Here is a 26437-nt window from a genome sequence, read left to right as displayed (position 1 = left end):
GTGTTCTCCGAACTCGGCGCCGGCAAGAATCAAAGCTTGTCCGAGCGGTTGGCGGAGTGACATCACTCCCCATATTGATCCAACAAGCTCTGTGGGACGCGTTGGACTTGGCCGTCGCGGTTGATCACGGCCAGGGTGACCGTGGCGGTGACCAGGATTTTTGAGTCGATCGAGATCGTGTACTCGTGGACGATCTTGCCGATCGTGACCTTGGCGATCCGCGTGTGGATGTCGATCAAATCGTCGTAACGGGCCGGTGATTTGTAACGACAGTCCACTCGAACCACCACGACCAGCAAGCCCTCGTCTTCCATGTCGCGGTACCGCCCGCCGCTGGCACGCAGCAACTCGGTGCGCCCCATTTCGAAGTACTGCAGGTAGACGCTGTGATGGACAAAGCCCATCGGGTCGCACTCGTCGTAACGAACGCGGTGTTGGATCGTGTTTTCTCGCATCGGTCGACCGCGGTCCAAATCGGCTATCGTAGGTAGGGTAGGCAATCCGCCGTCTGACTTGACGACAGTGCACTCTAAAGGCAGTGCACATTATTGCGGACCGACCTTGGATTGATAACCGAGCCGATGAATCGTTTCACCGCCACCACCGCCGCCACGTCGCATCCGCGTTGGATGACACATGTCTTGATTGCCGCGGCGATCTACAACCTCGTGTGGGGCGGCTGGGTGGTGTTGCGCCCGATGGACTTGTTCGACATCACGGGCATCGATCGGCCGATCTATCCGGGAATCTGGCAGTGCGTCGGGATGATTGTCGGGGTCTACGGCGTCGGCTACGCGATCGCCGCCCGCGATCCTTATCGGCACTGGCCGATCGTGCTGGTGGGATTCCTGGGCAAGACGTTCGGTCCGCTCGGCATGGCATACCAGTGGTTGGTGCTGCCCCCTGGGGCACCCGGCCGGTTGCCGATGGAGTGGGCAATCGTGAACCTGACCAACGATTTGATTTGGTGGGTCCCCTTTGGCATGATTCTGTTCCAGGCGTTCAAATCGTTCAGCGCCCCGGCAGCGGTTGGCGAAGCGGAATCCGTCAGCCGATTGAACGAGCAATTTCGGTCCCAGCAGGGTGCGACGATCGCGGAGTTGTCGCGGAATCAGTCGGTGCTGGTCGTGTTTCTGCGCCACAGCGGTTGCACGTTCTGTCGTGAAGCGTTGCAAGACCTTCGCGAGCAACGCGAGCGCATCGAAGCGATGGGGACGGCGATCGTGCTGGTGCACATGGGCGACAACGAATCGAGCCGGGCTTTCTTTGAGGCCTATGGTCTGGGTGATGTCCACCGGATCAGCGATCCCGATTGTCGCCTGTACCGGGGTTATGAATTGGGACGCGGCAGGGTGGGCCAATTGTTCGGGCTGTCGGTGTTTTGGCGGGGCTTCAAGTGCGCGATTCTGAACCGCCACGGTGTCGGCAAACTGGGTGGCGACGGATTTCAGATGCCCGGCGCGTTCCTGGTTCGCGACAATCAAATCGTGCGGGCGTTTCGCCACCAAACCGCCGCATCGCGACCGGACTATTGCAGCGTGGCCGACCCGGCAATTCGCTCGACGTCCGTCGAGCCCTCGTCACCTTGATCGGCCGACGTGTCCGATGGCGACGAACCCTGGCGTTGGTAGGGCGTGTTCGGCGGATCTTCGCTCCAGATCCAGTCGGCAAAGGTGGCGCCACAACGCATGCATCGCCAGCGGATGCGGAGCGTCAGCAAAAACGGCACCTGCTTGTACCAGCGGGACGGGTAACATTCGTTGGGCCGGTTCTTACAGCGGGGGCATTTCACCATCGATCTTCAACGGGCTTGGATCGTGTTTGCAGCTGGATTGTTCTAGGTGTTCTTCGACTTTCCACCCGTTAGGAGAATAGGTGAAATGAACACCGCAGGTCGGGAGCAGTCGTGAAAGTCCAGCTCGCTTCAGGATCACGCGGCAAAAGGAGCCCGATTGTCAGTGCAAGCGATTTAATTTGCAGGATCGATTCGAGTCGCCGCTTGGGGGCGTTGCAGGTGGCGGGCTGCGGGAATCGGGGCAAAACGATGGGGGCAAAACGATGGGGGCAAAACGATGGGGGCAAAACGATGGGGGCAAAACGATGGGGGCAAGGCGATGGGGGCAAGGCGATAAGACGGCAGAATGATGTGGGGTCAGAATGATGTGGGGGCAGAATGATGTGGGGGCAGAATGATGTGGGGGCGGAATGATGTGGGGGCGGAATGATGGGGACGCAGAATGATTGAGCGAGCCTTCGTCGTCCGGCTACTGCATCATTCTGCCCCGAATCATTCTGCCTCCGCCTCCTTCCTTCTTTTCCCAAGAGTCATCGTTTTGCCCCCATCGTTTTGCCCCGTATCTTTCTGCCTCTTCTGTACCGTCACCATCCTTTCACTCGCCGCTCGCTTACGGGGCTGTCGATTTAATCGCAACCGAAACAAGAGTGAGCCGATGGCGCTAGCCACGGGCCTCGAAGGGGCGATGCTGGCACCGCTAGGCCCGCGGCTAGCGCCGTCGGCTCACTAAATCGACAGCCCGTTACGCTTCCCGCTAGCATTCGTCCCTTCTACCAGCGCCTGCTAACCCCGTTTCGATTCGAGCCGCCGAGCTGCTTTTCGGGCCAGTTTTGGCAGCGAACGGCGGATGGAGGTCCAGTTTCCGGTTGCCCCTTTTTTGGGGCGAACGACGAAGTCATACCCGGTTGGGAAGTCCGCCTGCTGGGTACGAAACGACTCGCGGATCCAGCGTTTCCAGCGATTTCGGACGACGGCGTTCCCGGTTTTCTTGGGGATGGTCACGCCCAGTCGACGAGGTTGGTCGGAGCGGTCGTCGCCTTCGCGGCGGGGGAACGCGAAAACCACCAAGCAATCATCGGCCGCGCAGCCGCCTTTTCGCAGCACCAGCGTGAACGCGCGGCCGCTGACGACGCGTTTCGATTTGGGAAAGGCGTTGGGTTTCATCGCTGGCCGTCAGAAGGTCAAATCCTCACGCAGCGACTGGGGATTCTTGGCCGCGAACTTCTTCAGCAACTCCCGCGACTCGTCGTCGATCGATTCGGGCAACTTGATTTGAAGTTGGACGATCAGGTCCCCGCTGGCACCGGATTTGGAAGGAATCCCTTGCCCCTTGAGCCTCAGCTTGCGTCCGCCGCTGCTGCCTGCGGGAATGTTCAGACTGACGACTCCCGATGGCGTGGGCACATCCACGGTGGTCCCCAAGGCCGCTTCGCTCAGGGAGACCGGCAGGGTCAGTTCGAGGTTTTGGCCGCGACGGCGATAGTGCGGATGGGGTGACGTCTTGATCACCAGGATCAGGTCACCGCGCTGGCCGCCGCTGGGCGAGGGCTCGCCTTGCTGGCGGAGTCGCATTTTTGCCCCGTCGGCCACACCGGGCGGAATCGTGACGGACAACTTTTCGTCACCGACATAGAACTCCGTCGCCCCGCCGCGTACGGCCAGCGAGAGTGGCAGTTCGAGTTCATGGCGGATATTGGCGCCTTTCTGCGGGCCGCGGTTCGGGGCGGTTCGTGCACCGGCGGCGCGGCCGGCGCCGCCTCGCGGTCCGCGTCCGCCGCCGCCGAGGATCTGTTCGAAAAAGTCTCCGAAGCCGCCTTCAAAATTGAATCCGCCGGCTTGGCCGCCGCCTCCACCTCCACCGCCGCCGCCGAAGATCTGTTCCAGATCCAGTCCGTCAAAACCTCCCGGTGCGGCCCCTTGGTACCCGCCGCCACGGATCTTTTCGAAATCCTTGCCGTAGCGGTCATAGGCAGCCCGTTTTTCGTCGTCGCTCAAGACATCGTAAGCTTCCTGGATCCGCTTGAATTTCTCTTGCGCGTCCTTTCCGGGGTTTTTGTCCGGGTGAAACTTCAGTGCCAGTTTGCGATGGGCCTTTTTGATTTCGTCTTTCGAGGCGGTTCGAGCAACGCCCAGGGTTTGGTAAAGATCTTCAGCCACGATAAAGGTTTTCTCTAACGATTAGTCAGATGGTGGGTGGGGAAAGGGGCCGATCCGGCGCGGTTACCGTTTATACTTCGCCGACAACAAAGTTGGCACGGTCGGTGCCAACGGGCCCAAAGGAGCAAAGTTTGCGCCGCAATCACGCTGGAACCTGTCTCGGATGAAATTACGGCAAAGGTCGGCCCATTGGGCGTTTACTTTAGGGCTTCTGATTTCTGCGGCCAGTCCCTGTCTGGCCGCGGGCGGTTCATTGACGCTGCACCTGGAAGACGAATCGAGTGGACAAAACGTCATTTCACGGGTCGAGTTCTATCGCGGCGTTGCCCCGTCGGGACGTTCGGAAAAACCGCTGCCGGTCCGGCAGACCGTTTCGGCCGGGATCGGCGTTGTCGTCGATCGCAGCGTCGTGCTGGAATTGCCCGACGGGCCGTATCGCTTTCGAATCATTCGGGGACCCGAATACCGGGTGATCAACGGTACCTTCGAGCTGGAAAAAACCAGCTTGGATGAAAAAACCGTCGCGCTGCCGCGAATGGTCGACATGGCGGCCGAGGGATGGCTGGCGGGTGATTGTTGCGTCACGCCGTCGTCGGAAAGCGTGCCGCTGCGAATGGCCTCGGAGGACCTCCACGTCGCCGCCGTGCTGGGCAAGCGGCCGGCCAAGCCGATTCCCCACCGCGATGCCGACGACCCGATCGGTCACGACCCGCTCTGGGTCCGCACCGACGTGACCTGTGATCGGGGCTTGGCCTATTTCGGACTGGATGAACAGGCCGCAGAGACGTTCTCATCCACCGAAAACTCGCTGAAACACCTGGTCGCGGTCATCAACAGCGAAACCGAGACGGATGTCAAAATCGGAATCGAAAACCCCTTTGCCTGGGAGTTGCCGGTTTGGCTGGCCAGCGGCAAGGTGCAGGGCATCTTTGTGATGGGCGATTGGCTGCGTCTGGACAAGCGAGTCCTGGCGATCCGCGATGGCCACGCTCCGTCGTCGTTCTCTCTGGGCGAGCCCACCCAAGTCGGCCGCTACGCCGAGCGGATTTATCGACACGTCCTCGACGCGGGGATTCCGCTGGTCCCGCTGGCCGGCGGCGGAGACGCTTCGGCGCGAACCCCGATCGGCTACAACCGCTTGTACGTCACATCCGACACTTCCAGCGTTGGTGATGATGTGTCATCGCCGACCCAACCGGCCTCCGAGCAGGCCTGGTGGGAGGGCGTCTGGGCGGGCAACAGCGTGGCGACCAACGGACCGCTGTTGCGTCCCTTGGTCGGCGGCAAATTGCCCGGCCACGTTTTCCAGGGCCACAGCGGAGAAGTGTTGCGTTTGCAACCGGAATTGAATCTGGCGGTCCGCGATCCGGTCGACTATCTGGAGGTGATTCACAACAACCGCGTGCACTACAGCGCCCGCTTGGATGAATTTGCCAAAGCCGGCGGTGAGATCCCGCCCATCATGGCCGAAGAGAGCGGTTGGGTGATCCTTCGTGTGATGACGCTGCACGACGACCATTATCGCGCGGCGGTGTCGGCCCCCTGGTGGATCGAATTTGACGGCCGCCGCCGCGTGTCTCAGGAAAGCGTGCGGTTCTTCCAAGACTGGTTGTCCCAGTACGAGCAACGGTTGACGCGATTGCCGCCGGAGGAGATAGCCGGCTATGTGCCGTTCATTCGAGCGGCGCGGGAGTTTTGGGAGAATCGCTGACCCCACCGTGGGCTGGGCGGCTGTTTATTTCACGGCCAGGATGGATGCAAAATTGAAACATTGGAACCACGGGGCGACGACGCTGAAGCCGATCTCTGTCAGCCGATCCGAGTGAGCGGCAATCGATTCCGGGATCAAGGTGTTTTCCAGCGAAGTTCGTTTCTGGGCGATTTCTAATTCGCTGTAGCCGCAGGCGCGTTTGAAATCCAGATGCAATTCGGTCAGCAGGGATTGTTGTCCGGGATCGTCGAAACAGACTTTTTCGCTGATCACCAAACCGCCGCCGGGCAGCAGGGCATCGAAGCAGGACTGCAGCAATCCGCGTCGCTTTTCGGCGGGCACGAACTGCAGGGTGAAATTCAACACGATCATTGAAGCGTTGTTCATCGCGACGTCGCAGATGTCGGCCAGTTGCAAGTGGACTTCGCAGGCATCCGGGGCGGCCGCATCGGCGTCCAGTTTGTCTCGCAGTCGGTCGATCATCGCGGCGGAGTTGTCGACCGCGTGAATGCTGACGTCCGCTGGTGCCTGATTGCGGATCAGCAGCGTGGCGGCGCCCAGTGAGCAGCCGAGGTCGTAGACGTTGGTGCCGGGGAGCACAAAACGTCCGGCCAATTGCTCGATCACCGACAGGATCGAGGCGTATCCGGGGACGGACCGCGAGATCATGTCGGGAAAGACGTTGGCGACATCGGCGTCAAATTGGAATTGGCCGACTCGCTCACGCGGCAGGGAATAGAGGTTGTCGCGAGACATCAGTCATCGCCGGTGGCGCTAGTCATCGCCACTGGCACTCGGGGGCTTGAAGGAGATCTCCTGCCATTTGATGCCCTTGTCCATCGGCTCGATCTGCATCTTCAGGAATCCGTTTTGATACAGACGCACCGTCCCGGTGGACTGGCTGACGACGATCGCGACGGCCTTGGTGCGTCGAGTGATCGCGGCGGCGGCCCAGTGGCGGGAACCCAGGCCCTTGGACATGTTCAGGTCTTCGTGCAGCACTTCCAGCATCTGCCGGCTGCGTTCGATCGTCCCGTCGGCGGTGATCAGGAAGGCGCCGTCCAACTGAGAGAGTTCCTTGGCGTCTTCTTGGACTTTGGCGTCGAACAGGTTACGGGCCTTTTTGTTGTACCCGCGGAACGGGTCGACGCCGCTGTCGCTGGCGTGCTTGAGGACGTTGCGGGTGTCGCCGACGACGAACAGTGCCCCGACCGGTTTGCCTTCGCGGCCTTCGACGCCGATCTGGACGGCCAGATCAACGACCACCTTCATCGTTTTCAGCGGAACGCTGCTTTCGAGCGACTGCAGGTCGCGCGTCGTCAGTCGACGCATGCGTTCGTCCAGTTTCAGGTGGCTGATCGAATCGAGTCGGCCGGAAGTGAAACCGCCATAGATCGCGACGACTTCGTCGTTGGGTTTGATGAACTCGTCGGCTGCGGCTTCCAGCAAGGCGTGCTGCAACCGTTCCAGCAACGGGGCTTTTTCTTTGTTCAGCGCGATCGGTTTCAGCCCGGCCTCGGCCGCCCCGTCCAATTCTTCGATCGAGTCGACCGCGACGATCAGCGGTTTCTCGAACTTGTGCTTGGCCACCAATTCGGCCAATCGCTGCCAATCGGTCGCCCCTTCCAGCAGCAGCACGATCGCGTCGGCGGAAATCGCATCGACCAACGTCATCGCCGATGCAAGCATCGCCGTGTTGTGTTTGGTCAAGCGGAGGGTTGCCATAGCGCCGGTGGGTTGATCAATGAGCGAGAAACGTCGTCCCTAAACTGTAGCTCACCGTTAAAATCACGCCCAGTGATGCGGGCCTGTTCGAGCCTGTTTTTTTGCGATCCCATGGCCGATCGGAGCACGTGTCACTGACTCCGAATCGCAGCGGCGATGTTGTTTGCAGTCGGACTCCCCAAAGCGTAGACTCGCCGAGATGAACCCCGCCACAAACCACGACCGCATTTCCATCCAAGACTACTTGGCCGGAGAGACGCTTTCCGATCAGCGGCACGAGTACGTCGCCGGGATCGTTTACGCGCCGGCGGGCGGTTCGAACCGTCACAATGCGATCGCGACCCATGTGACCGTTTTCACTGCGTTTGCCGCTGCGGGAGTTTATGACGATGTGCAACTGGACGAATCGGACGCCTCGGACCAGTGATGACTGAGCACCTTCGCAACCGCAGATGGCGCCGCGCCATCGTGACCCTGCCAGCATTCTTTCCCCTGTTGCTGCTCTTGTCAGCGAGCGGGTGTCGTCGTCCGTCGCCGGAGCAAACGTCGACGGCATCGGTGGACGAATCGGCGACGTCGGAAATCGGCTTTGCCGAGCAACTTTCCGGCGGGCGGTCGGGGCAAGCGGATCGAATCAAACTATCGCAAACCTCGGTCGATGACTCGGACTTGAGCGCCGTGGAGCCCAGTGACGAGTGGCTGGAAGTGATTCAGTTGGATGCGGGGGCGGTCACCGACGCCGGGGCGGAGGCGATTGCCAGGCTGCCGAGTGTGGTTCATCTGCGGCTGCGGCTCTCGCCGCTGACCGATCGGGGGCTGAAGGCGATCGCCGGTTGCCAGTCGATTCAGATTCTGAACCTGCCGCACTGCGATGCCACCGCGGCGGGCGTTGGTGAGTTGGCGGCATTGTCCCAACTGCGAAACTTACGTCTGGGGGGCACGCGACTGGGGGCAGAGACGGCCGGCGCGGTGGCGACGATCGAAAGCCTGAGAAATGTTCATCTGATCGGGGTGCCGATCGACGACCTGGGATTGCGGCAGATCGCTTCGCTGCCCAAACTCCAGTCGCTCTATTTGGACGATAGCGCGGTGACGCAGTCGGGGTGGGATTGGTTGTTCGAGACTCACCCGAATCTGCACGTTCACGTCAACCAAAAACACCCCGATCGTGTGAAGCAACCTCACCCATGAACGACAGAATCCGAAAACTAAGTAGCCAGCTTGCGACGATCGAAGCGGACGCGTTCTTGGTGACCAACGAGATCAACGTGACCTACTTGACCGGGTTTACCGGCGACAGTTCGTCCTTGTTGGTGCATGCGACCGGCCAGACGATGCTGAGCGACGGGCGCTACACCGAGCAGTTGGAAGAAGAGTGTCCGGGGTTGGCCGTGGCGATTAAATCGCCGGCGGAAAAACCGATCGATTTTTTCGCCGAGGTGGTCGGTGGGACCGGCGCGGCCCGCATCGCGATCGAAGCCGACCAAGTGACGCTCGCGCAGGTCCGGCAATTCAAAGAACGGCTGCCCGAGATCCAGTGGGTCGAGACGACGGGCGTTGTCAGCGGACATCGGATGATCAAAGACGCCGAAGAGATCGACATCTTGCGGAGTGCGGTGCGGATCAATGAGCGGGCGCTGCAGTCGATCCTGGCGAAATTGGGGCCGGACTGGACGGAGCAGGAGATCGCCTATGAATTGGAGGCGACGATCCGCCGATTGGGGGCGACCGGGTTCAGTTTCGAGCCGATCATCGGCGCGGGGCCGGGAGGGGCAAAGCCGCATTACCGCAGCAGTCTGGCGGTGGTCGGCGATTATCCGACGCTGTTGGTCGATTGGGGCACCAAATTGGGGGGCTATGCGAGTGACATGACCCGCAGTTTTCATTTCGGCAACCCGCCGGCGCGGTTTCTGTCGGCTTATGAAGCCGTTTTAGAATCTCAGCTCGCAGCGATTGATGCGATTCGTCCTGGCGTGGATGCGTCAATAGTGGACGCGGCGGCTCGAAATGTGCTGAAAAGCGCTGGCTTGGATGAATACTTTGTGCACGGGCTGGGCCACGGTGTGGGACTAGAAATTCATGAAATGCCGCGACTTTCGGCGGTCAGTGAGGACGTTCTGGCACCCGGTATGGTGATCACGGTCGAGCCGGGGGTGTATTTTGGTGGCGAATTCGGAATCCGCATCGAGGATGACGTTTTGGTGACAGAGACTGGGCACGAGGTTCTCAGTCAAATGCCAAAGGGACTCGATGATTGTGGGTTGATCCTGTAAAACCTCGCCCAATCTTTTTTTTTCGCGATCGAGATAGGCATGAGCAAAGGCAAACAAGCGGGCGACAACGTCTTCGATTTAGAACGCATCCGTGACATCGTGAAGCTGATGGAAGAGCACGAGTTGACGGAGGTGGATTTGCAGCAGGGTGACGATCGAATCAAACTCGGTCGTGGCGGTTTGGCGCCCGTTGCCCCGGCGGCAGCCGCTCCGTTGCCCGCACCAGCAGCGGCCGCCCCGGCGGCGGCACCGGCAGCGGTCGATGACGGATCGATCACGATCAACGCCCCGATGGTCGGAACGTTTTATTCCAAGGCGAACCCCGAGGCGGAACCGTTCGTCCAGGTCGGACAGATGATCAGCCCCGACACGATCGTCTGCATCGTCGAGGCGATGAAGGTGTTTAACGAGATCCCTGCCGAATGTAGCGGCAAGGTCCTGGAGGTCTTGGTGGCCGATCAGCAGGCGGTCGATTTCGGAAAGCCGATGTTCCGAATTCAACCCAACCCTTAGACGCCTTTTCAGCCCCGGCGGCCGCAACGTCGGCCCCATCACCACCACATCGGCTAGCAGCCGATCGTCAGATTTAATGTGGCTGCCATCCCGGGCGCGCCGCATCACCACCGGGTACGTCAGAGAGAGCTGTGTTTCAAAAAGTACTGATCGCCAACCGCGGCGAAATCGCGGTTCGAATCATCCGCGCTTGCCGTGAGATGGGTATCCAAAGCGTCGCGGTCTACAGCACCGCTGATGCCGATTCGATGCATGTCCAATTGGCCGACGAAGCGTATTGCGTCGGCGGGCCCAAGAGCGCCGAAAGCTACCTGAAGATCGACCAGATCATTGCGGCCGCCGAGGTCGCGGGCGTCGATGCGATTCACCCCGGTTACGGGTTTCTGGCCGAGAACGCCCACTTCAACGAAGTCTGTCGCGAGAGCGGGTTCGAATTCATCGGTCCCAGTCCGGCCGCGATGGAAAAGCTGGGCGACAAGAACACCGCCCGGTCGATGGCGATCGCCAGCGATGTCCCCGTCGTGCCCGGCAGCGACGGGTTGATCGAAGACGACAAGGCGGCGATCGCGACGGCAGAGGGAATCGGATTTCCGGTGCTGATCAAGGCCACCGCCGGCGGCGGCGGCAAGGGAATGCGAGTCGCCCAGAGTGCCGAAGAGCTGGAAAAGGCGCTCAACCAAGCCCGCACCGAAGCGCAAGCCGCGTTCGGCAACGGCGGCGTGTACCTGGAACGTTACATCGGGTCCCCGCGGCACGTGGAAGTGCAAGTCATTGCCGACACCCACGGCAATGTCTGTCACCTGTTCGAACGCGATTGCAGCGTCCAGCGTCGTCACCAGAAGCTGATCGAAGAGGCGCCGAGCCCGAATTTGCCCGACGAGAAACGCAAGGCGATTTGCGAAGCGGCCGTTCGCATGATCCGTGGCGCCGAATACAGCAACGCGGGGACCGTCGAATTCATCGTCGACCAGAACGACGATTTCTTTTTCATCGAGGTCAACGCACGGATTCAGGTCGAACACCCGGTGACCGAGATGATCACCGGCGTGGATTTGATCAAGGAACAGATTCGCGTCGCCGCCGGCGAAAAACTCTCGTTCTCCCAAGATCAACTGAAAGTGATCGGGCATGCGTTGGAGTGCCGGATCAACGCCGAGAACCCCGACAAAAACTTCATGCCCAACCCGGGAAAGATCACGAAGTTCTATTCGCCCGGCGGATTGGGCGTGCGATTCGATTCGCACGTGTATGGCGGTTACACCGTGCCGCCGCACTACGATTCCATGATCGGCAAATTGATCGTGCACCGGCCCACGCGTGAAGATGCGATCGCGACGATGCGCCGCGCGTTGGCGGAGATCCAGACCGACGGGATCTCGACGACGGCCAGTTTTCACGAAAGGGTGCTGCAACACCCCGAGTTCGTTTCGGGCAAGCACGACACCCACTTCGTCGAACGCGAATTCACGGGCAAATAATCTCTTGGAAAATGCACTGATCGGATGGCTGATCGCATTGGCGGTGATTCCACCGATGTTGATCAGTCTGGTCAGTCTGTACCCGGTGCGTCGCAACGCCGTGCGACTGGGGTTGGTCGCCCAACCGGTCGGCCACAGCACGCACACCCAGGCGACGCCGTTGGGAGGTGGCATCGGGATCTGGTTGGGGATCATCGTTCCGATGACCCTGGGCACCATCCTGGTCTTGATCGCCGACCGTGTGCCGATGGTCGCGGGCGTGTTGCCTGAATCGGTCTTGGGTTATTTCGAAGGCATCCAATCGCGTTTGGCTCAGCTGTGGTGGTTGCTCGGTTCGGCGACGGTCTTGTTTGCGTTGGGGATTTGGGACGATCGTCGCGGCGCGCCGGTGCTGTTGCGGCTGGGCGTGGAATTCGCAGTCGCGGCGTTTGTGGTTTATTACTTGGGGTTCGGGTTCACGGCGTTCATCGGAGCCGCCTGGTTGACCAAGATTTTGTCCGTCGTCTGGATCGTTGCGGTCATCAATTCGTTCAACATGTTGGACAACATGGATGCACTCAGCGGTGGTGTGGCGGCGATCATCGCCGGGGCGATGGCGGCGGTGATGTTGACCACGCCCAGCCCTGGAACGACCGAGCCGCAGTTGTTTGTCGCCGGATTGCTGTTGTCGGTCGCCGGATCGTTGCTGGGTTTTTTGTGGCACAACCGTCCGCCGGCAAAGATTTTTATGGGTGACGGGGGCAGCTACTTGGTCGGGTTTCTGATCGCCGTTTCGATGTTGATGGCGACGTTCGCCAGCCCGCCGCGTCCGCACGCGGTGCTCGCACCGCTGTGCGTGATGGCGATCCCGATGTACGACATGGCCACGGTCTTGTGGATTCGGATTCGCGAAGGACGCAGCGTGTTTGTGGGCGATCGCAGCCATTTTTCGCATCGGTTGGTCGATTTGGGGCTGTCCCGAACGCAAGCCGTGATGACGATTCATCTGGTCACGGCGACCTGCGGATTGGCGGCGCTGCTGTTGGTTCACGTCAGTGTCTTGCAAGCGGTCGCGGTGCTGGGGATCGTGGCCTGTATGTTGTTGTTGGTCGTGATTCTGGAATCGACCGGATGGCAAAAACAAAGCAACGAGTGAAGCCGCGAAAACCGGAGGTTGCCGGTCAAGACGCGTCCTTGCCGCCGCGACGGGATGTTGCCGGCGATGCTGTTCCGGCTTGGGCCGTCTGGTGTCGCCGACTTGCCGCGGCCACGTTGGGTGGGCTGGTGGTCTACGTCGCGTATCACCCCAGTGACAGCGTCTTGGTCGAATCCGGCGACGCGTTGTGGTTTTGCGCGTTGTCGTTGATCGTGTGGACGCTGACGCTGGCGACCGAGCCGATGGTGCGTGCGTTGCGGTGCTCCGATTCGGGGGCCTCTGACCTGGGAAGACCCCCGATTTCAGCGTCCACGTTGATCGGAAACGGGTTGGTTTTGGATGTGTTGGTGTGGGGGTTGGCGGTGTGGATGATGGCGGCCGCGTTGGCGTCGTGTCCACCGGGGAACCTGCGGCAAGCGACCAACGAAGCTTGGGTGTGGATTGCCGCGGCGGCGGTTTTGACCGCAGCCCGACGCCTGTTGGCGGATCTTTCGATGTGCGCGGTGCTGTTTTCGTTGTTAGCGGCGGTCGCCACGGCAATGGCCGTTCACGCGTTGCATCAAGAATGGATCAGTTTGCCCCAGACCAGGGCCGAGTACCTGGCCGACCCGGAGGCGGTGTTGCGCGCCGCCGGAGTGGTTGCGCCGCGGGGGTCGGCCGCGCGGATGGTGTTTGCCAACCGGTTGTTGGACGGAGGCCCGACGGCGACGTTCGCCTTGGCAAATTCGTTGGCCGCGATGATGTTGGTCGCCGCACTGGTGCCGCTGGCGTTGTTGCGTGACAGTCTGTCTTCAACGCAGGTCGATGGGCAAGCCTCGATCGGCCGCGCCCAGACGGGCTGGATTCGCATGACATTGGTGTTGATCGCGTTGATCGGTGTTGCAGCGCTGCTGGCCACCCGCAGCCGCAGTGCGTTGGTTGCGTGTTTGACGGCGGGGCTTTGGATCTGGATCCGCGGTAATCGATCGGCCGATGCCAAACGCTTCAAGACGCTGGCCACTGCGGTTTCGATCACCGCGCTCGTCGGTGGCGTGGTGTTGGTCGCATTGCTGTTGTGGGGTGACGACGAGTGGATGGCCGCGGCGCCGGCGTCACTGGAGTTTCGATTGCAATATTGGAAATCGACCGCGTTGCTGTTGTTGGATCATCCCTGGCTAGGAGCCGGTCCGGGCGGGTTTCAAGCGATGTACTTGCAGTACCGATTACCGGTGGCCAACGAGTCGATCGCCGATCCGCACAACTTTGTATTTGAAACGCTGGCGGCCGGCGGGCTGGTCGGCGGCTTGTTGTTGGGGCTGGTGGCGATCGCCGCCGTGGTGACGTGCCGACGTGGTGGGGCGGTTGAGGTCGCTGCTGGCACGGACTTTGAATCCACCGCCTCGCACTTCGGCAGTCCGCAGTGGATGGTCTACGGGGCGCTGGTCTCGCTGGGCGGCGTCTGGGGGTTTTCGTTATTGTCTGGCCAATGGCCGGATTTTCAGGCCAGTGTCATCGCGTTGCCGTCGGGGATCGCGACCGGGTGGCTGACCCATCGTTGCCTGCGGGTTGCGACGCAACCGCTGATTCGTCTGGTTGCCGGCGCGATCCTTTTGGCGGTGATGACCCACTTGTTGGTCTCGGGGGGCTGGACGGTTCCCGGGGTGGCCATCGTGATCTGGATGGCCGTCGCCTCGCTCGGCTGCGTCGGGGCCTGCCAGGGACCGGCGAACGATTCGACACGCATCGATGGGATCGCGAACCAATTCGAACGCAGTCGGCGGGGGAAGTCGTCGCTGGTGGCGTTGGGCGTCGGAGTGGTCTTGCTGGCGTGCCTGCGATTCGAATCGATCATCCCTGTTCAGCAATCGCAGCTCGCGTTGCGGCGTGCCGAAGATGCCGCGCGACGGGGAATGCTTTCTCGCGTCGAGTCGGAAAGCCGACGAGCGGTCCAGGCCGATACTTGGGGATCCGAAGCCCCGCGTTGGCGCTCGGAGTTTCTCAAAGGGCGATTGATCGAACTCGGCAATGATCGCCGCGCTCGCAATCAGTGGCAGGCGGTGCTACAGATCGCGTTGGACCGGGCAGGGGCGAATCCGATGCTGTTGCGGGCCGCGGGCGAGCAGCACTTGCACCTGTATCAATGTTTCGGGCAAACGGCGGATTTAGAAGCAGCCGACCGGCTGGTTTCCGAGGCTCTGGCGAAAAATCCGACGGATTTGTCGCTGGTCGCGCAAGCGGCCGTGATCGCCGATGAGCGGTCCGAGACGGCTAAAGCGGGGGTTTTGGCCGACCGGGCGCGACAATTGTCTGGATTGGGCGGCAATATCGTCCGTGATTTGGGGCTGCAGCAAATCCTAATCGCGGAGAAAATCGGGGCTCCCGCGCGCCGGCAACCGGTTTCCCGTTCCATCAAGGATCGATTTCGCGAGCGACCGGGGTTGGCGGGCGAACCAGAGCCGGTCCCCGGCCGTAGCAACGACACCTCCGAATAGAGAATCTCGTCGAATAGGTTTGATCGTGAATAAATTTTGGCTCCTGCTCGGTCTGTCGTTTGTCATCGGAACCACCTGTGCCTGGACGATGAACTACATGGAATACGGACACCGGGAAGCTTATTTCGGTGAGATCACGATGGACGGCAGCGTGACGGCCGACAACGTGATGGCAAAGCTGAAGGAGTACCACAGCGATTCGGCGGCCCGCGCGGAATTGGACGGCAAGCCGGTCCACGATTTCGGGGCGATGTCGCCGGGCAGCAAGGGCTCACACGAGTTTATCGTCAAGAACGTCGGCAACGACGTCTTGCGGTTGGAACTCGGTGCGTCAACGTGCAAATGTACACTTGGTTCGCTGGTCAACAATCAACTCGCACCCGGCGAATCGACTTCCGTGGAACTCGAATGGACCGTTTCGAGCGACAAGACCACGTTCGAGCAGTCCGCGGAGCTGCGCACCAACGACCCGCTGCGGCCGGCGATTCGATTGGTGGTCCAAGGGTTGGTGATCAGTGACATCGAATTCGACCCCAAACAAATCGCCTTTGGCGAAGTGCTCGCCGCCGAGCCGTTCGAGTTTTCGACCAAGTTGTACAACTATTACGACACCGACATCGTTCCCCAGTCGGCGAAGTTTGGCAGCGAGGAATTGACGGAATTATCTGAGGTGGAATTTGAGCCATTTGAAGTCAGCGAGGCGGATGGATCGCACCAAAACGCCAGGCAGGGATTCTTGGTCAAAGTCAACGTGAAGCCGGGACTGCGCCAGGGACCCCTGGTGACCAATTTGCAGGTCAGTTTCAAAAAGGTGGGGGCGTCGGAAGAGGCGACGACGGATAATCAAACGGATGAGTTGAGCGAAGACACCTTTGTCGCGTTGGCCGAATGTGCCGGCCGAGTGATGGGGCCGCTGACCATCCTCGAGTCTTCGGCGATGAAGAGCACCGACGGTGGGGGGTACATCTGGACGTTGGGGCGGTTGGACGCCGATGACGATCTTGAGAAAAAATGTCTTGTGGCACTCAAGGGTAGCGAGAAAGACTCGACAAACCTTACGATTGGGGAGACTTACCCAAGCGACGTAATTGAGGCAGAGTTTGGCAAGCCGATCGGCCGCGGCCAAACGAGGCTTTTCCCTCTCGTTTTGAAGCTCAAGGCGGGCGAGGAGTTGATCGACTTGCTGGGTAAGAACAAAGACGACTTCGGTTGGCTGTGGATTGAGTCCGATAATCCGAAGGTAAGCCGCATGAAAGTGGCGATAAAAGTTTTGATCGAACCGAGACCCTAGCCTTCGTCGCAGCCCGGCTGCGGCAATTCATCGGATGGTGTTGTGAAACAAACAGTCCACTTCCTGCCGACCCCGTTGTCGCTCCCCCGTTTCCGCCGCGCCGCCACTTCATTGAAGCGACTTGCATTGGGCCAGGCATTGATCCTGTCGGCCGGTTTATTGACCGTCAGCGGATGCGGTGACCGCGAGCCCCTAACGGCGATCGATTACCCGATCCAGGCGGAGGTCGAAGCCGCGATGGCCGCCCGCACGCAAGGCGAGCTGCGGCCGGAGATGCGAATCGACGCACCGATCGACGCCCCCATCCACTGGCGCGAGGCGGCCGGTCGCCCCAAGGGTCAGTCGCGATTGGCGAGTTTTGCCAATCGGTCGCGCAAACCGATCGAATGGACCTTCGGCGGATTCTATCCCCAGCGGCAGCCCGCAGCTACATCCGAGCAATCCGAGAGCGGGATCTTGCTAGTTCAGGCTCCCGCGTTGCCCGCCGTCCCGGCGGGGTACGACGACGAAGTGGTCGACGAAAACCAAGCGGGGCCGAGCGCTTCGGATCTTGGTCCCGTAGAAGTCATTCCGACGCCACCGCCGCGTCCGGAGGTCAAGGCGGAACTGATTCCCACGCCGCAAGGGATTCGAGAAGGAATGCAACGGCGCGATGATTCCAAATCCGCACCGGTGGCCCGGATTGCGGCCGAAATCGAAAACGCCAAATCCGCCCAGGCGGCAGAGATGGAAGCCGTCGCGGCGAAGGAACAAGTGCCCGGAAAACCTGCGTTGATCGATCCGGCGACCGAGATCGGGTTGGTCGCGACCCAGGAGGGGCCGGAAGATTTTCGCAAGTGGCCGGCACCCGACGCGGTGTTGTTCGTCACCGGGGACCAACACGGCTACATCGAACCGTGCGGATGCACGGGGTTGGACAAGCAGAAAGGTGGCGTCGCGCGCCGGTTCACGTTCATGAACCAATTGCGCGACATGGGCTGGTCGCTGGTACCGGTTGATGCCGGCAATCAGATCCGCCGGATCGGACAGCAAGCGGCGATCAAGTTCGAAAAGTCGTCGAGCGCGCTGACCCAAATGAAGTACCAGGCGGTGGGATTTGGTCCCGATGACCTGCGGCTGAGCCCGACCGATTTGATCGCGCACACCTACGCCGATTCGCCAGAGAACGCGATGTACGTTTCGGCCAACCTGGTGCTGCTGGATCCGTCGCTGTTGCCGAGTCACAAGATTGTGCGAAGCGGCGAGTGGAACATCGGTTTGACGTCGATCCTGGATCCCGATGCACTGGAGGCACCACTGGGTTCGGATGTGACGTTGAAACCGATCAAGGCGTCGGCCGAAGCGGTGTTGAAGGAAATGGATTCCGCCGGAGCGAACTTTCGAGTGTTAACGTTTTTCGGCGATGAAGAGGTCGCCAAAAAGTTGATGGCTGACGTCCCCGGGTTTGATCTGATTGTCGTTTCCGGCGGCTATGGCGAACCGACCTACCAGCCACAATCGATCGAAGACAGCAAGACCAAGTTGATCGTGACGGGCAACAAGGGCATGTTCGTCGGGCTGGTCGGTTTGTATCAAAACCAGCCGATGAAGTATGCTCGCGTTCCTTTGACCGATGAATTCAAAGACGCGCCGGAAATGAGAAAGTTGATGGCGGACTATCAACAACAACTCGAGCAACTGGGGTTGTCCGGATTGGGATTGTCACCGATCCCGCATCCATCGGGCGAAAAGTTCATCGGTAGCGAAGCGTGTGGAAAGTGCCACACGACGGCGTTTGACATTTGGGAAGGTTCGGGACACGCAGAAGCGACCGCCCACATCGTCGAACCGACCGAAGGTCGTGGCGACGTCGCACGCCATTTCGATCCCGAATGTCTCAGTTGCCACGTCACCGGATGGAACCCACAAAACTACTATCCGTACGAATCGGGCTACTTGTCGCTGGAACAGTCATCGCATTTGACGGGCAACGGATGTGAAAACTGTCACGGCCCGGGCGCCAGCCACGCGGCGGCCGAAGCCGAGAATTCGGGGGTCAGCGAAGAACGCAAGAAGAGTCTTCGATTGGCGATGCAGTTGCCGCTGGAAAAGGCAAAGGAGCATTGCATGGAGTGCCACGACCTGGACAACAGCCCCGATTTTCATGACGACGGCGCCTTCGAAGACGTCTACTGGCCCGAGGTCGAGCACTACGGGTTGGATTAGGTACGTGTCGCGGGCGCCTATGCTAGCCCGACGCGTGAGCGAGGGGCTACGTGCCGCAGCGCGCTGACCGGCCTGTCGATTTAGTCGAAACGAGTATTCTCTCGATCAGCCGATGGGCGTTAGCCCCGGTTTGGTGGCGGCGAGAACCGCGGCTAGCTTCGTGCGGCTGCTTAGATCAGCAGGCCGTAACGCGTCCCGCTCTCACCCCGCGGCACGCCGACTTCGATTATCATGCCGGGCAAGTTTTGAAGGACGCCAAAACTCCTTCTCTCTGCTTCCCACCTTTTGCCCCCCCGGAGTCCCTTGATGAAAAAGTTGTTGTTCGCCTGTTTGATGTTGCTTGCCGCAGCCCCCGTTTGCTTGGCGGAGATTCGCACCAGCGCCGTGTTCGGCGACTCGATGGTATTGCAGCGTGAGAAACCGATTCATGTTTGGGGTTGGGCCGCACCGGATCGCAGTGTTCAGGTTTCGCTGGCCGGTCATGCCGTGACGGTCAAAAGTGGTTCGGACGGACGTTTCGATGCGCAGCTGCCGGCGCTGGAAGCCGGCGGACCGCACACGATGAAGATTGAAAGCGACGGCGAGACGCTGTCGTTTGGCGACGTGTTGATCGGCGAAGTTTGGGTGTGCAGCGGACAATCCAACATGCAGTGGGCCGTCGAACAATCCAACGACGCCGACTTGGAAGCCTTGGCCGCCAACTTCCCCAATCTGCGTCTGATCACCGTGCCTCGCGTCGGGACGCAAGAGCCCCAAACCAGTTTTGACGGCCAGTGGCAAAGTTGTACCCCGGAGACGGTCAAACAGTTTTCCGCGGTCGGCTACTTCTTCGGCCGCCAACTTCATCAAACCCTGGACATTCCGATCGGACTGATCGACAACGCCTGGGGCGGTTCTGCGGCCGAGGCGTGGGTCAACCGCGACGTGCTGAAAGAATCGGGAGCGTTCGACGAGTTGTTGGCTCGCTGGCGTGAAACCGAATCGACTTATGATCACGATGCCGCGCTGGCCAAGTACAACGAACGATTGGCTGCATGGAAGGAATCGGGCAAGGGCAATCGGCCAGGTGCACCGCGAAACCCGCTGGTCGGACAGCATCGACCGGCAAACCTTTACAACGGTGTGCTCTATCCGATCATCGGATACACCATCCGCGGCGTCGTCTGGTACCAAGGCGAAAGCAACGCCGGCCGGGCGTATCAGTATCGCGACCTGTTTCCGACCATGATTCAAAACTGGCGCGAGGAGTGGGGCCAGGACGAGTTTCCGTTCTACTGGGTTCAGTTGGCCGATTATAAGACGGAGGCTTCACAGCCGAGTGACAGCGATTGGGCTGAGCTTCGCGAAGCCCAAACGATGACGATGGACAAGTTGCCCAACACCGGCGAAGCAGTGATTTTGAACTTGGGCGAGGCGTCGGATATCCATCCCAAGAACAAACAAGACGTCGGCAAGCGATTGGCTCGTTGGGCGCTCGCCAATGACTACGGTTATGACATCCCCTATCGCAGTCCGACATACAAGTCGATGAGTGCAAAGGATGGAAAGATCGTGCTGGAGTTTGATCATGTCGGCGGCGGTTTGGACACGTTCGATGTCCCTACGCCGCTCGGGTTCACCATCGCCGGGGCCGACAAGAAATTTGTCGCCGCGGACGCCAAGATCACCGGCAAGACGACGATCGAAGTCAGCAGCGACGCCGTCAACGATCCCGTCGCGGTGCGTTATGCCTGGGCGGATAACCCGGTGTGCAACGTGCAGAGTAAAGAAGGGCTTCCGATGACGCCGTTCCGAACCGACGATTGGAAAGGTGTCACCGCGGATGCCAAGTAGTCGCGTGACACAGGTACGACGGCCCTTCCGGGCCGTCGATTCGACGTAGTCTCGTCAGCGCAGTCCGGTCGTCGAAGACGACCGGGCGACGGCCCGGAAGGGCCATCGTACAATCGGGCAGCGGCTTGAGGGTACGACGTCCTTTCTAGGTCGTCGCGCCGAGCCCAGCGGGCGACGGCCCGGAAGGGCCATCGTACAAACGATCGGCCTACCCGATGAATCGCCTGAAGGCTAGACACCAACGTGCGCTACTCACCCACCGAGGTGGTGACTTCGAATCCGAGGTCTTTGATCATTTGATAGTCTTCGTCGGGGGCCTGGCCCTTGGTGGTCAAGTAGTCGCCGACGAAGACGCTGTTGGCGACATACAGCCCCAGCGGTTGCAAGGTCCGCAGGTGGATTTCGCGTCCTCCGGAAATCCGTAGCTCGCGGCTCGGATTGACGAAACGGAACATGGCCAACGCCCGCAAGCAGTCTTGGGGGCTAAGGTCTTTCTTGCCCTCCAACGGCGTGCCATCGATCGAATTCAAGAAGTTCAGCGGAATCGACTGGACCCCCAACTCCTTCAGATCGAACGCCATCGAAATGATGTCGTCATAGGTTTCGCCCATCCCGATGATCCCGCCGCTGCACATCTCCATGCCGGCGTCGCGGACGTGCCGCAAGGTTTGAACACGATCGGCGTATGTGTGCGTCGTGCAGATCTCCGCGTAGTACTCTTCACCCGTGTTCAGGTTGTGGTTCACACGGTCGACGCCACAAGCCTTCAAACGATCGGCCTGCTCTTTGGACAGCAATCCCAGGCAGGCGCAGATGTCCAGGCCGTATTGCTTTTTGATTTCCGGAACGATCTCTTCGACCGCCTTCATCTCACGCTCGTTCGGCCCCCGTGCGGAAATCACCAAGCAATAGGTTTTGGCACCTCGCTCGGCCGCCACCTTCGCGGCGTCCATCAGTGCGTCGCGTTTCAGGATGTTGTACTTGGGGACCGGCGCTTCGGAGATTTTCGACTGGCTGCAATAGTGACAGTCCTCGGGGCACAATCCGCTCTTGGCGTTCATCAGAAAGTACAGCTGAACGGTTTTGCCGAAGTGCTGCTGTCGCAATCGGAACCCGGCGGAGAGTAAGCGGAGCAGGTCGTCGTCGGGCGATTCCAAGATCTGTTTGGCTTCATCCCGCGTCAATTCTCCTCCGTCGAGGATTCGATCCGCCCAGGCATCAAATGGAACTGCGGAGGTGCTCGGTGGGGCACTGGATCCGGCGGGGGCACTGGTGCCGGGGGTGGTCAGGTCGGTCGCCATATCGGTTCTATTCGGTCGGAATCGGTTTGCTTCGAAAGGTGCAATCGGTCACTATGTTCTTATGGAATCGGCTTGTCGGCAAGCCGGGACGACTCAATCGCACACATTGGCTTGGGATCGCTTTGATCCACTATTTTGTACGAATCGGTGTTTTAGGGGAAATTCGGCTCGCTTCGGCGTTGGCACCGGTCCCGCGTGGACGCCGCGTGGTGGTGCGATCGCCGCGGGGAATCGAGGTCGCGGAGGTGATTTCTCAGCGGCGAAGGGCTGACGGGGCAGACGCCGGCGAGCCCCCAGGGTATCGGATCGTGCGGCCGACGACGGATTCGGACGAACTGCTGGTGGCCCGGCTGGAGCGGTACAAGGGGCAGGCGATGGAAACCTGTCGGGAACGTCTGAGCCGGTCGGGTTGTGACGCGCTCCTGTTGGACGTCGATCAGCTGCTGGACGGCGGCACGCTGAGGATGCATTTTTTGGGCGAGGTGACCGCCGACGCCCAGCGGATCGCCGATGAGATTGCCGGAGAATACGAGTCGATCGTTCGCACCAATCATCTGGCGGAGCTGCTGACCGAGGGCTGTGGCCCGGAGTGTGGGACCACGGGCGGTTGCGGAAGCAGCGGCGGCGCGTGTGCCGGTTGCAGCGGGTGCGGTGTGTAAGGCGGATGACGGCCTCGTGCCGAGGCTCTGCCGTGGAACGGGCTGTCACAGCAGCCAACGGGTGACGCAACACGAGTGACATCAGCTGATACGCGCAAGCGTTCGGGCCTCAGCGTCGATAGAGGCCCGTAGGCTGGCGCCAAACGGCTGATCCCAACAGGGTTTAGCGAAATCGAAACACCAAAATCCTACGAACGAAAACGCGAACGAATCGAACGAATTTGCACAGCCGAGGCGGAGCCTGGGAACGAGGCGCGGCGAGACGCGATGGAGCCCGGGAACGAGGCGTGACTGTGCACGACCTTGTTCAGGGCAACGGTGTCGCGCTACAGGATTTCCAGCAGTTCGACTTCGAACACGAGCACTTCGTTGGGGCCGATCGCACCCGGGCTGCCACGGTCGCCGTAGGCCAGTTCCGGCGGGATATACAGCATCCACTTGTCCCCGACCTTCATTTTCTGAAGTGCCATTTGCCAGCCCTTGATCACGCCGCCAACGACAAATTCAGCCGGCTCACCACGCTTGACGCTGCTGTCAAATACGTCGCCGTTGATCAGTGTGCCGGTGTAGTGCACGCGGACGGTATCACTTTGGCTGGGGGTTCCACCTTCACCAGACTCGATGACCTTGTATTGCAGACCTCCGGTGAGCTCTTTCACGCCGTCCTTTTTCAGATTGGCTTCCAGCCATTGTTGGCCCTTCGCTCTATTGGCCTTGGCTTTCTCTTGAATCGCAGCCGCCATTTCTTGATGGCGTTGATTCAGCAAGGCTTGCAGCTGCTGTTGGACACCCAGCAATTCCTCGTTGGAGAGTTGAAGTTCATTTTGCTCCAGTGCATCCGTTACGCCGGCTGCAAACGCCTGCGGGTCGAAGTCATCGGCCTGCAGGCCTTGATTCCGCATTTGTTGGCCCATGGAAATGCCTAGGAAGTAGCCGATCGGGTTCTCCTTGGCGAGATTGCCACCGGAAGCATCGGCGGCGGTTTGGTCTTGTGCGTTGGTCATCAGCGTCATCATTGAGACGGCGGTGATCACCAGCAGGCAACGATACATTGGGAGTGTCCTATAAGTGGAAGCAATCGCCGTTCATCACGAGGGAAGAAACGGAAGTGGGCTCCAAGGTGAAGCCCTTTGAGGGGGAAATGATAACAGGATCCGTCCCAGACGTAACGGACCGGGGTGGGGATTTCCGTTCCACCTCCCTGCCGTACCGCCTCGTTCCAAGGCTCCCGCCTTGGAACGAGGCGGACCACGCGAACGAGGTGTGGGGGGAGGCAGGGGCCGCGGATGGCGGTGTGCACCGATGGATGTTGTACCGTCGGGGATCCGTGGGTTCGCGCTGCTATCCGTGGGCGCCAACCGTCTTCATGGTTTGGGCCGGACCGCCGCGGGACAGGAAGTCGGGCCAGACCTCGTCGCGGAGTTTCTGCTCACCCAACAGCAGGGTTTCGTTGACGTTCAGATTGCCTTCGAGAATGTGGGCCGAATTCAGGGCATAAAAACCCGGCACGCTGGTCACGACCGGCGGCAATCGAGTGCTGTAGTCGATCGTCGACAGGGCGGCGACGTACTTTGCCCGTGCGACCTTGAATTCCAACACGTCCTCTCGCGAGAAGTGGTCGTACATCTTCTCAAGCGTTTCCAAACAACGTTGCTTGTAGTCCTCATCCGGTTCGGCCAGATCGGGATGGTCGTCGGCCATGTACTTGGGCAAATAGACCAGATGATGACCGCCCAACTGTGATTTTGAATCGACGATCGTCGACATCTCGATCACACCGGTCAGCGGCACCCAGGTGTCGGTGATGTTGGTGACGTAATAGGGACTGATCGGATTCTTCAGCAGCATCGATGCGCAGACAACACCCAGGTACTTGATCGCCCGCAGCCTTGATTTTTCATCCTCCCGCAACTGGTCGCATTGATCGGCGATCAAGGGCGATGCGATGGTGGAAACGACGTTGTCAAAGGTTTCCACGCGGCCTTCGCCGAAGTCGACTTCCAAACGGCCGACCGCGGAATCATCGGTCTTGCGAACACTGTTGACGCCGTGGCCGCACAGCAAGCGGACGCCGCGATCGGACAGCTGTTTTGTCCACACGTCCAAGATTCTGGCATAGCCGCCGGGGACGTAGCCGAACATCTCTTTCTTGGCACCGCTTCGACGTGCCTTGTACATCCGTTGGGTGTGGGCCCAGATGAACGCGGCGGACGTTTGGCGATAGGCGTCGCCCAGTTTCGCCTTTAGCAGCGGCAGCCAAACTTTTTCAAACGCTCCTTTTCCGGACCAACGCCGCAGCCAGGTTTCCACCGACTGTTGTTCCATCTTGCGGAAGTCGCGAATCTTGGACGCCAGAAAGATGGTGCCGCCCAGCCGGATGCGTTGCAGCATCGACAGTGGTGGAAATCGCAGGAACTCCAACGTGTTGCTCATCGACATCAATTTGCCGCCGGCGTAGAACCCCGTCTTGGTTTCGACCCATTGCAGCTCACGCTCCAGACCCAATGATTCCAATTGGCGACGCAGCACCGAATCGCTGAGCAAGGTGACATGGTAGAAGCGATCCCAGGTGACGTCACCGAGTTTCCAGGCGCTGGTCAAGCCGCCGAACGTGGGGGCCGCTTCGGCGATCGTCACGTCCTGGCCCTTGGCGGCCAATTCGTCGGCGATCTTCAGGCCCATGACCCCACCGCCGATGACCAGCCATCGCGGTTTGCCTTGTGCGTGCTCGCGATCATCCGGCACGATTTATTTGCCTCCCAGTCGGTGACGCGAGAGCAGTTTCAGCGTCAACCAAATCGTTTTGAAGACTTGCATCTTGCTCGCCCCGCCTTTGCGGTCGTATCGCAAACGCAGCGGGGCTTCGCCGAACAGCGCGCCTTGTTTTCGCAGTTTCAGCAAGATGTCAGCCATGCAGGAGAAACCCGTTTCGCCGACGAACGCATCGCCGTGATCGGCAAAGCCTTGGCGAATGACCGACGCCCGATAGGCGCGAAAGCCGGAGGTGTAATCGCGGACGCCGCGGGTGGGAAACAGGAGGGTAAACAGCAGCCGCGCGCCGACCGACAGGAAGTGGCGTTCGATCGGAACCCCGACCGCGCAACCGCCCGATTCGAATCGGGAAGCGATCACGACGTCGCAGCCTTCGTGGATCATCTGGACCATTCGGTCGATCAGCCCCGGCGGGTGCGTGTTGTCGGCATCCATGGTGACGATGATGTCGCGTTCACCGGCACGATCGACGGCTTCACGCAGGGCATCGCGAATGGTGATTCCCAGCCCTTGATTTTGAGCATGCTGAACCAGATGCAAGGGCATTTGGAAGGACAGTTGGGACGCGATTTGTGCGGTGTCATCGGTGCTGCCGTCATCGACCACGACGACTTCGTAAGGCAGCAGATTGTCGGCAAACGCCTCGCCGATCCGCTCCAACAACTCCGGCAGGGCTTCCTGCTCGTTGTACGCGGGAAGGGCCAGGAAAACCTTTGCCGGTCGGAATCGCGGGCCGCGTGCGTCGTGAGCGGTCGTTTCCAGCGGAGCGGCCGATGGGGGAACCTGCGGTTTGACGTCACCGTGAGGAGTTGGGTCCATTGGGAGAATGACTGCTGCAAAAGGCCTGCGTGGGGAAGTCATGGAGAATGGACGCAGTTTAAATGCGTTCGGGGGGGTGGCAAGCGGTTTGCATTGATTTGGTCAGGTAAATCAATCCGATGGTTCGGATTATCACTGCAAAGCGATCGATCACCGGATGTCGCAGGTAAAGAGAGGCTCAGGGACGAACGGCACGGGCTTCACTCAAAAGGAACGCAGCAATCGCTGGTGTTCAGGCTTTAGCCGCCCGTTCACGCTGCGTAGCAGCGGCGGGGGAGTCGCCTAAAGGCTAGACACCA

Annotated in this window: 23 protein-coding genes; 13 read left to right on the top strand and 10 right to left on the bottom strand. The window is 60.2% G+C overall.

The window, feature by feature from the left end:
* Positions 1 to 62: 62 nt before the first annotated feature.
* The gene (locus Mal15_RS19945; protein ID WP_147869373.1) at positions 63 to 455 is read right to left on the bottom strand and encodes an acyl-CoA thioesterase; all 393 of its coding nucleotides are present in this window, start codon (positions 453 to 455) and stop codon (positions 63 to 65) included.
* 126 nt (positions 456 to 581) lie between these two features.
* Here Mal15_RS19945 and Mal15_RS19940 point away from each other — a divergent pair, with 126 nt between their 5' ends.
* The gene (locus tag Mal15_RS19940) at positions 582 to 1589 is read left to right on the top strand and encodes a peroxiredoxin-like family protein (protein WP_147869372.1); all 1008 of its coding nucleotides are present in this window, start codon (positions 582 to 584) and stop codon (positions 1587 to 1589) included.
* Here the strand turns inward: Mal15_RS19940 and Mal15_RS19935 are convergent.
* From Mal15_RS19935 to Mal15_RS19925, 3 genes are all read right to left on the bottom strand, one after another.
* Positions 1529 to 1795, bottom strand: coding sequence for a hypothetical protein (locus tag Mal15_RS19935; protein WP_147869371.1), 267 nt, complete (start codon positions 1793 to 1795; stop codon positions 1529 to 1531). The two genes, Mal15_RS19940 and Mal15_RS19935, sit on opposite strands and share 61 nt — an antisense overlap.
* A gap of 783 nt (positions 1796 to 2578) precedes the next feature.
* Positions 2579 to 2959, bottom strand: coding sequence for a ribonuclease P protein component (rnpA, locus tag Mal15_RS19930; protein ID WP_147869370.1), 381 nt, complete (start codon positions 2957 to 2959; stop codon positions 2579 to 2581).
* A gap of 9 nt (positions 2960 to 2968) precedes the next feature.
* Complete coding sequence (locus Mal15_RS19925) at positions 2969 to 3952, bottom strand: DnaJ C-terminal domain-containing protein (protein ID WP_147869369.1); 984 nt, start codon at positions 3950 to 3952, stop codon at positions 2969 to 2971.
* A gap of 163 nt (positions 3953 to 4115) precedes the next feature.
* On the opposite strand from Mal15_RS19925, the gene Mal15_RS19920 reads away from it, so the two are divergent.
* On the top strand, positions 4116 to 5663 hold the full coding sequence (locus Mal15_RS19920) for a CehA/McbA family metallohydrolase domain-containing protein (protein WP_147869368.1): 1548 nt from the start codon (positions 4116 to 4118) through the stop codon (positions 5661 to 5663).
* 24 nt (positions 5664 to 5687) lie between these two features.
* Here Mal15_RS19920 and cmoA read toward each other — a convergent pair whose 3' ends face one another.
* Together cmoA and Mal15_RS19910 are read right to left on the bottom strand one after the other, a co-directional pair.
* A complete protein-coding gene (gene cmoA, locus Mal15_RS19915; protein WP_147869367.1) occupies positions 5688 to 6419 on the bottom strand; it encodes a carboxy-S-adenosyl-L-methionine synthase CmoA in 732 nt (243 codons plus the stop codon).
* An 18-nt stretch (positions 6420 to 6437) separates the two neighbouring features.
* The gene (locus tag Mal15_RS19910) at positions 6438 to 7388 is read right to left on the bottom strand and encodes a DNA integrity scanning protein DisA nucleotide-binding domain protein (protein WP_147869366.1); all 951 of its coding nucleotides are present in this window, start codon (positions 7386 to 7388) and stop codon (positions 6438 to 6440) included.
* 199 nt (positions 7389 to 7587) lie between these two features.
* Between Mal15_RS19910 and Mal15_RS34425 the strand changes: the two genes are divergently transcribed.
* The 10 genes from Mal15_RS34425 (at position 7588) to Mal15_RS19860 (ending at position 20587) form a co-directional block, all read left to right on the top strand.
* Positions 7588 to 7815, top strand: a complete 228-nt coding sequence (locus tag Mal15_RS34425) for a PDDEXK family nuclease (RefSeq protein ID WP_199773694.1) — start codon at positions 7588 to 7590, stop codon at positions 7813 to 7815.
* Positions 7815 to 8579: a leucine-rich repeat domain-containing protein gene (locus Mal15_RS19900; RefSeq protein WP_147869365.1), complete on the top strand. Its 765-nt coding sequence runs from the start codon at positions 7815 to 7817 to the stop codon at positions 8577 to 8579. Before Mal15_RS34425 ends, Mal15_RS19900 begins: the two co-directional genes overlap by 1 nt.
* Entirely contained in the window at positions 8576 to 9661 is a 1086-nt protein-coding gene (locus Mal15_RS19895) for a M24 family metallopeptidase (RefSeq protein WP_147869364.1), read from the top strand. Before Mal15_RS19900 ends, Mal15_RS19895 begins: the two co-directional genes overlap by 4 nt.
* Before the next feature lie 39 nt (positions 9662 to 9700).
* Entirely contained in the window at positions 9701 to 10174 is a 474-nt protein-coding gene (accB, locus tag Mal15_RS19890) for an acetyl-CoA carboxylase biotin carboxyl carrier protein (RefSeq protein WP_147869363.1), read from the top strand.
* A gap of 131 nt (positions 10175 to 10305) precedes the next feature.
* On the top strand, positions 10306 to 11652 hold the full coding sequence (accC, locus tag Mal15_RS19885) for an acetyl-CoA carboxylase biotin carboxylase subunit (protein WP_147869362.1): 1347 nt from the start codon (positions 10306 to 10308) through the stop codon (positions 11650 to 11652).
* A 55-nt stretch (positions 11653 to 11707) separates the two neighbouring features.
* Complete coding sequence (locus Mal15_RS19880) at positions 11708 to 12787, top strand: MraY family glycosyltransferase (protein ID WP_147872251.1); 1080 nt, start codon at positions 11708 to 11710, stop codon at positions 12785 to 12787.
* A complete protein-coding gene (locus tag Mal15_RS19875; protein ID WP_147869361.1) occupies positions 12763 to 15258 on the top strand; it encodes an O-antigen ligase family protein in 2496 nt (831 codons plus the stop codon). Before Mal15_RS19880 ends, Mal15_RS19875 begins: the two co-directional genes overlap by 25 nt.
* 25 nt (positions 15259 to 15283) lie before the next feature.
* Complete coding sequence (locus tag Mal15_RS19870; protein WP_147869360.1) at positions 15284 to 16549, top strand: DUF1573 domain-containing protein; 1266 nt, start codon at positions 15284 to 15286, stop codon at positions 16547 to 16549.
* Between the two features lie 42 nt (positions 16550 to 16591).
* Positions 16592 to 18754, top strand: coding sequence for a multiheme c-type cytochrome (locus tag Mal15_RS19865; protein WP_233902906.1), 2163 nt, complete (start codon positions 16592 to 16594; stop codon positions 18752 to 18754).
* Between the two features lie 306 nt (positions 18755 to 19060).
* Positions 19061 to 20587, top strand: coding sequence for a sialate O-acetylesterase (locus Mal15_RS19860; protein ID WP_147869359.1), 1527 nt, complete (start codon positions 19061 to 19063; stop codon positions 20585 to 20587).
* 248 nt (positions 20588 to 20835) lie between these two features.
* Here Mal15_RS19860 and bioB read toward each other — a convergent pair whose 3' ends face one another.
* Positions 20836 to 21888: a biotin synthase BioB gene (gene bioB / locus Mal15_RS19855; protein WP_147869358.1), complete on the bottom strand. Its 1053-nt coding sequence runs from the start codon at positions 21886 to 21888 to the stop codon at positions 20836 to 20838.
* Between the two features lie 38 nt (positions 21889 to 21926).
* Between bioB and Mal15_RS19850 the strand changes: the two genes are divergently transcribed.
* Positions 21927 to 22547 carry a hypothetical protein gene (locus Mal15_RS19850; RefSeq protein WP_233902905.1) on the top strand — a complete coding sequence of 207 codons (621 nt, stop codon included), beginning with the start codon at positions 21927 to 21929 and terminating at the stop codon, positions 22545 to 22547.
* Positions 22548 to 22873: 326 nt separating this feature from the next.
* On the opposite strand, the gene Mal15_RS19845 is transcribed toward Mal15_RS19850, so the two are convergent.
* The 3 genes from Mal15_RS19845 to Mal15_RS19835 all read right to left on the bottom strand — a co-directional run bounded on the left by Mal15_RS19845 (position 22874) and on the right by Mal15_RS19835 (position 26138).
* Positions 22874 to 23599: an FKBP-type peptidyl-prolyl cis-trans isomerase gene (locus Mal15_RS19845; RefSeq protein WP_261344511.1), complete on the bottom strand. Its 726-nt coding sequence runs from the start codon at positions 23597 to 23599 to the stop codon at positions 22874 to 22876.
* 289 nt (positions 23600 to 23888) lie between these two features.
* A complete protein-coding gene (locus Mal15_RS19840; RefSeq protein ID WP_233902904.1) occupies positions 23889 to 25292 on the bottom strand; it encodes an NAD(P)/FAD-dependent oxidoreductase in 1404 nt (467 codons plus the stop codon).
* 3 nt (positions 25293 to 25295) lie between these two features.
* Complete coding sequence (locus tag Mal15_RS19835) at positions 25296 to 26138, bottom strand: glycosyltransferase (protein WP_147869357.1); 843 nt, start codon at positions 26136 to 26138, stop codon at positions 25296 to 25298.
* Between the last annotated feature and the right edge of the window lie 299 nt (positions 26139 to 26437).

Origin of the sequence: Stieleria maiorica (assembly GCF_008035925.1) — a bacterium.
In the GTDB taxonomy this organism is placed as follows: Bacteria; Planctomycetota; Planctomycetia; order Pirellulales; family Pirellulaceae; genus Stieleria; species Stieleria maiorica.
The sequence above is the reverse complement of the archived record's forward strand: the minus strand, read 5'-3'. Positions and strand labels throughout refer to the sequence as shown.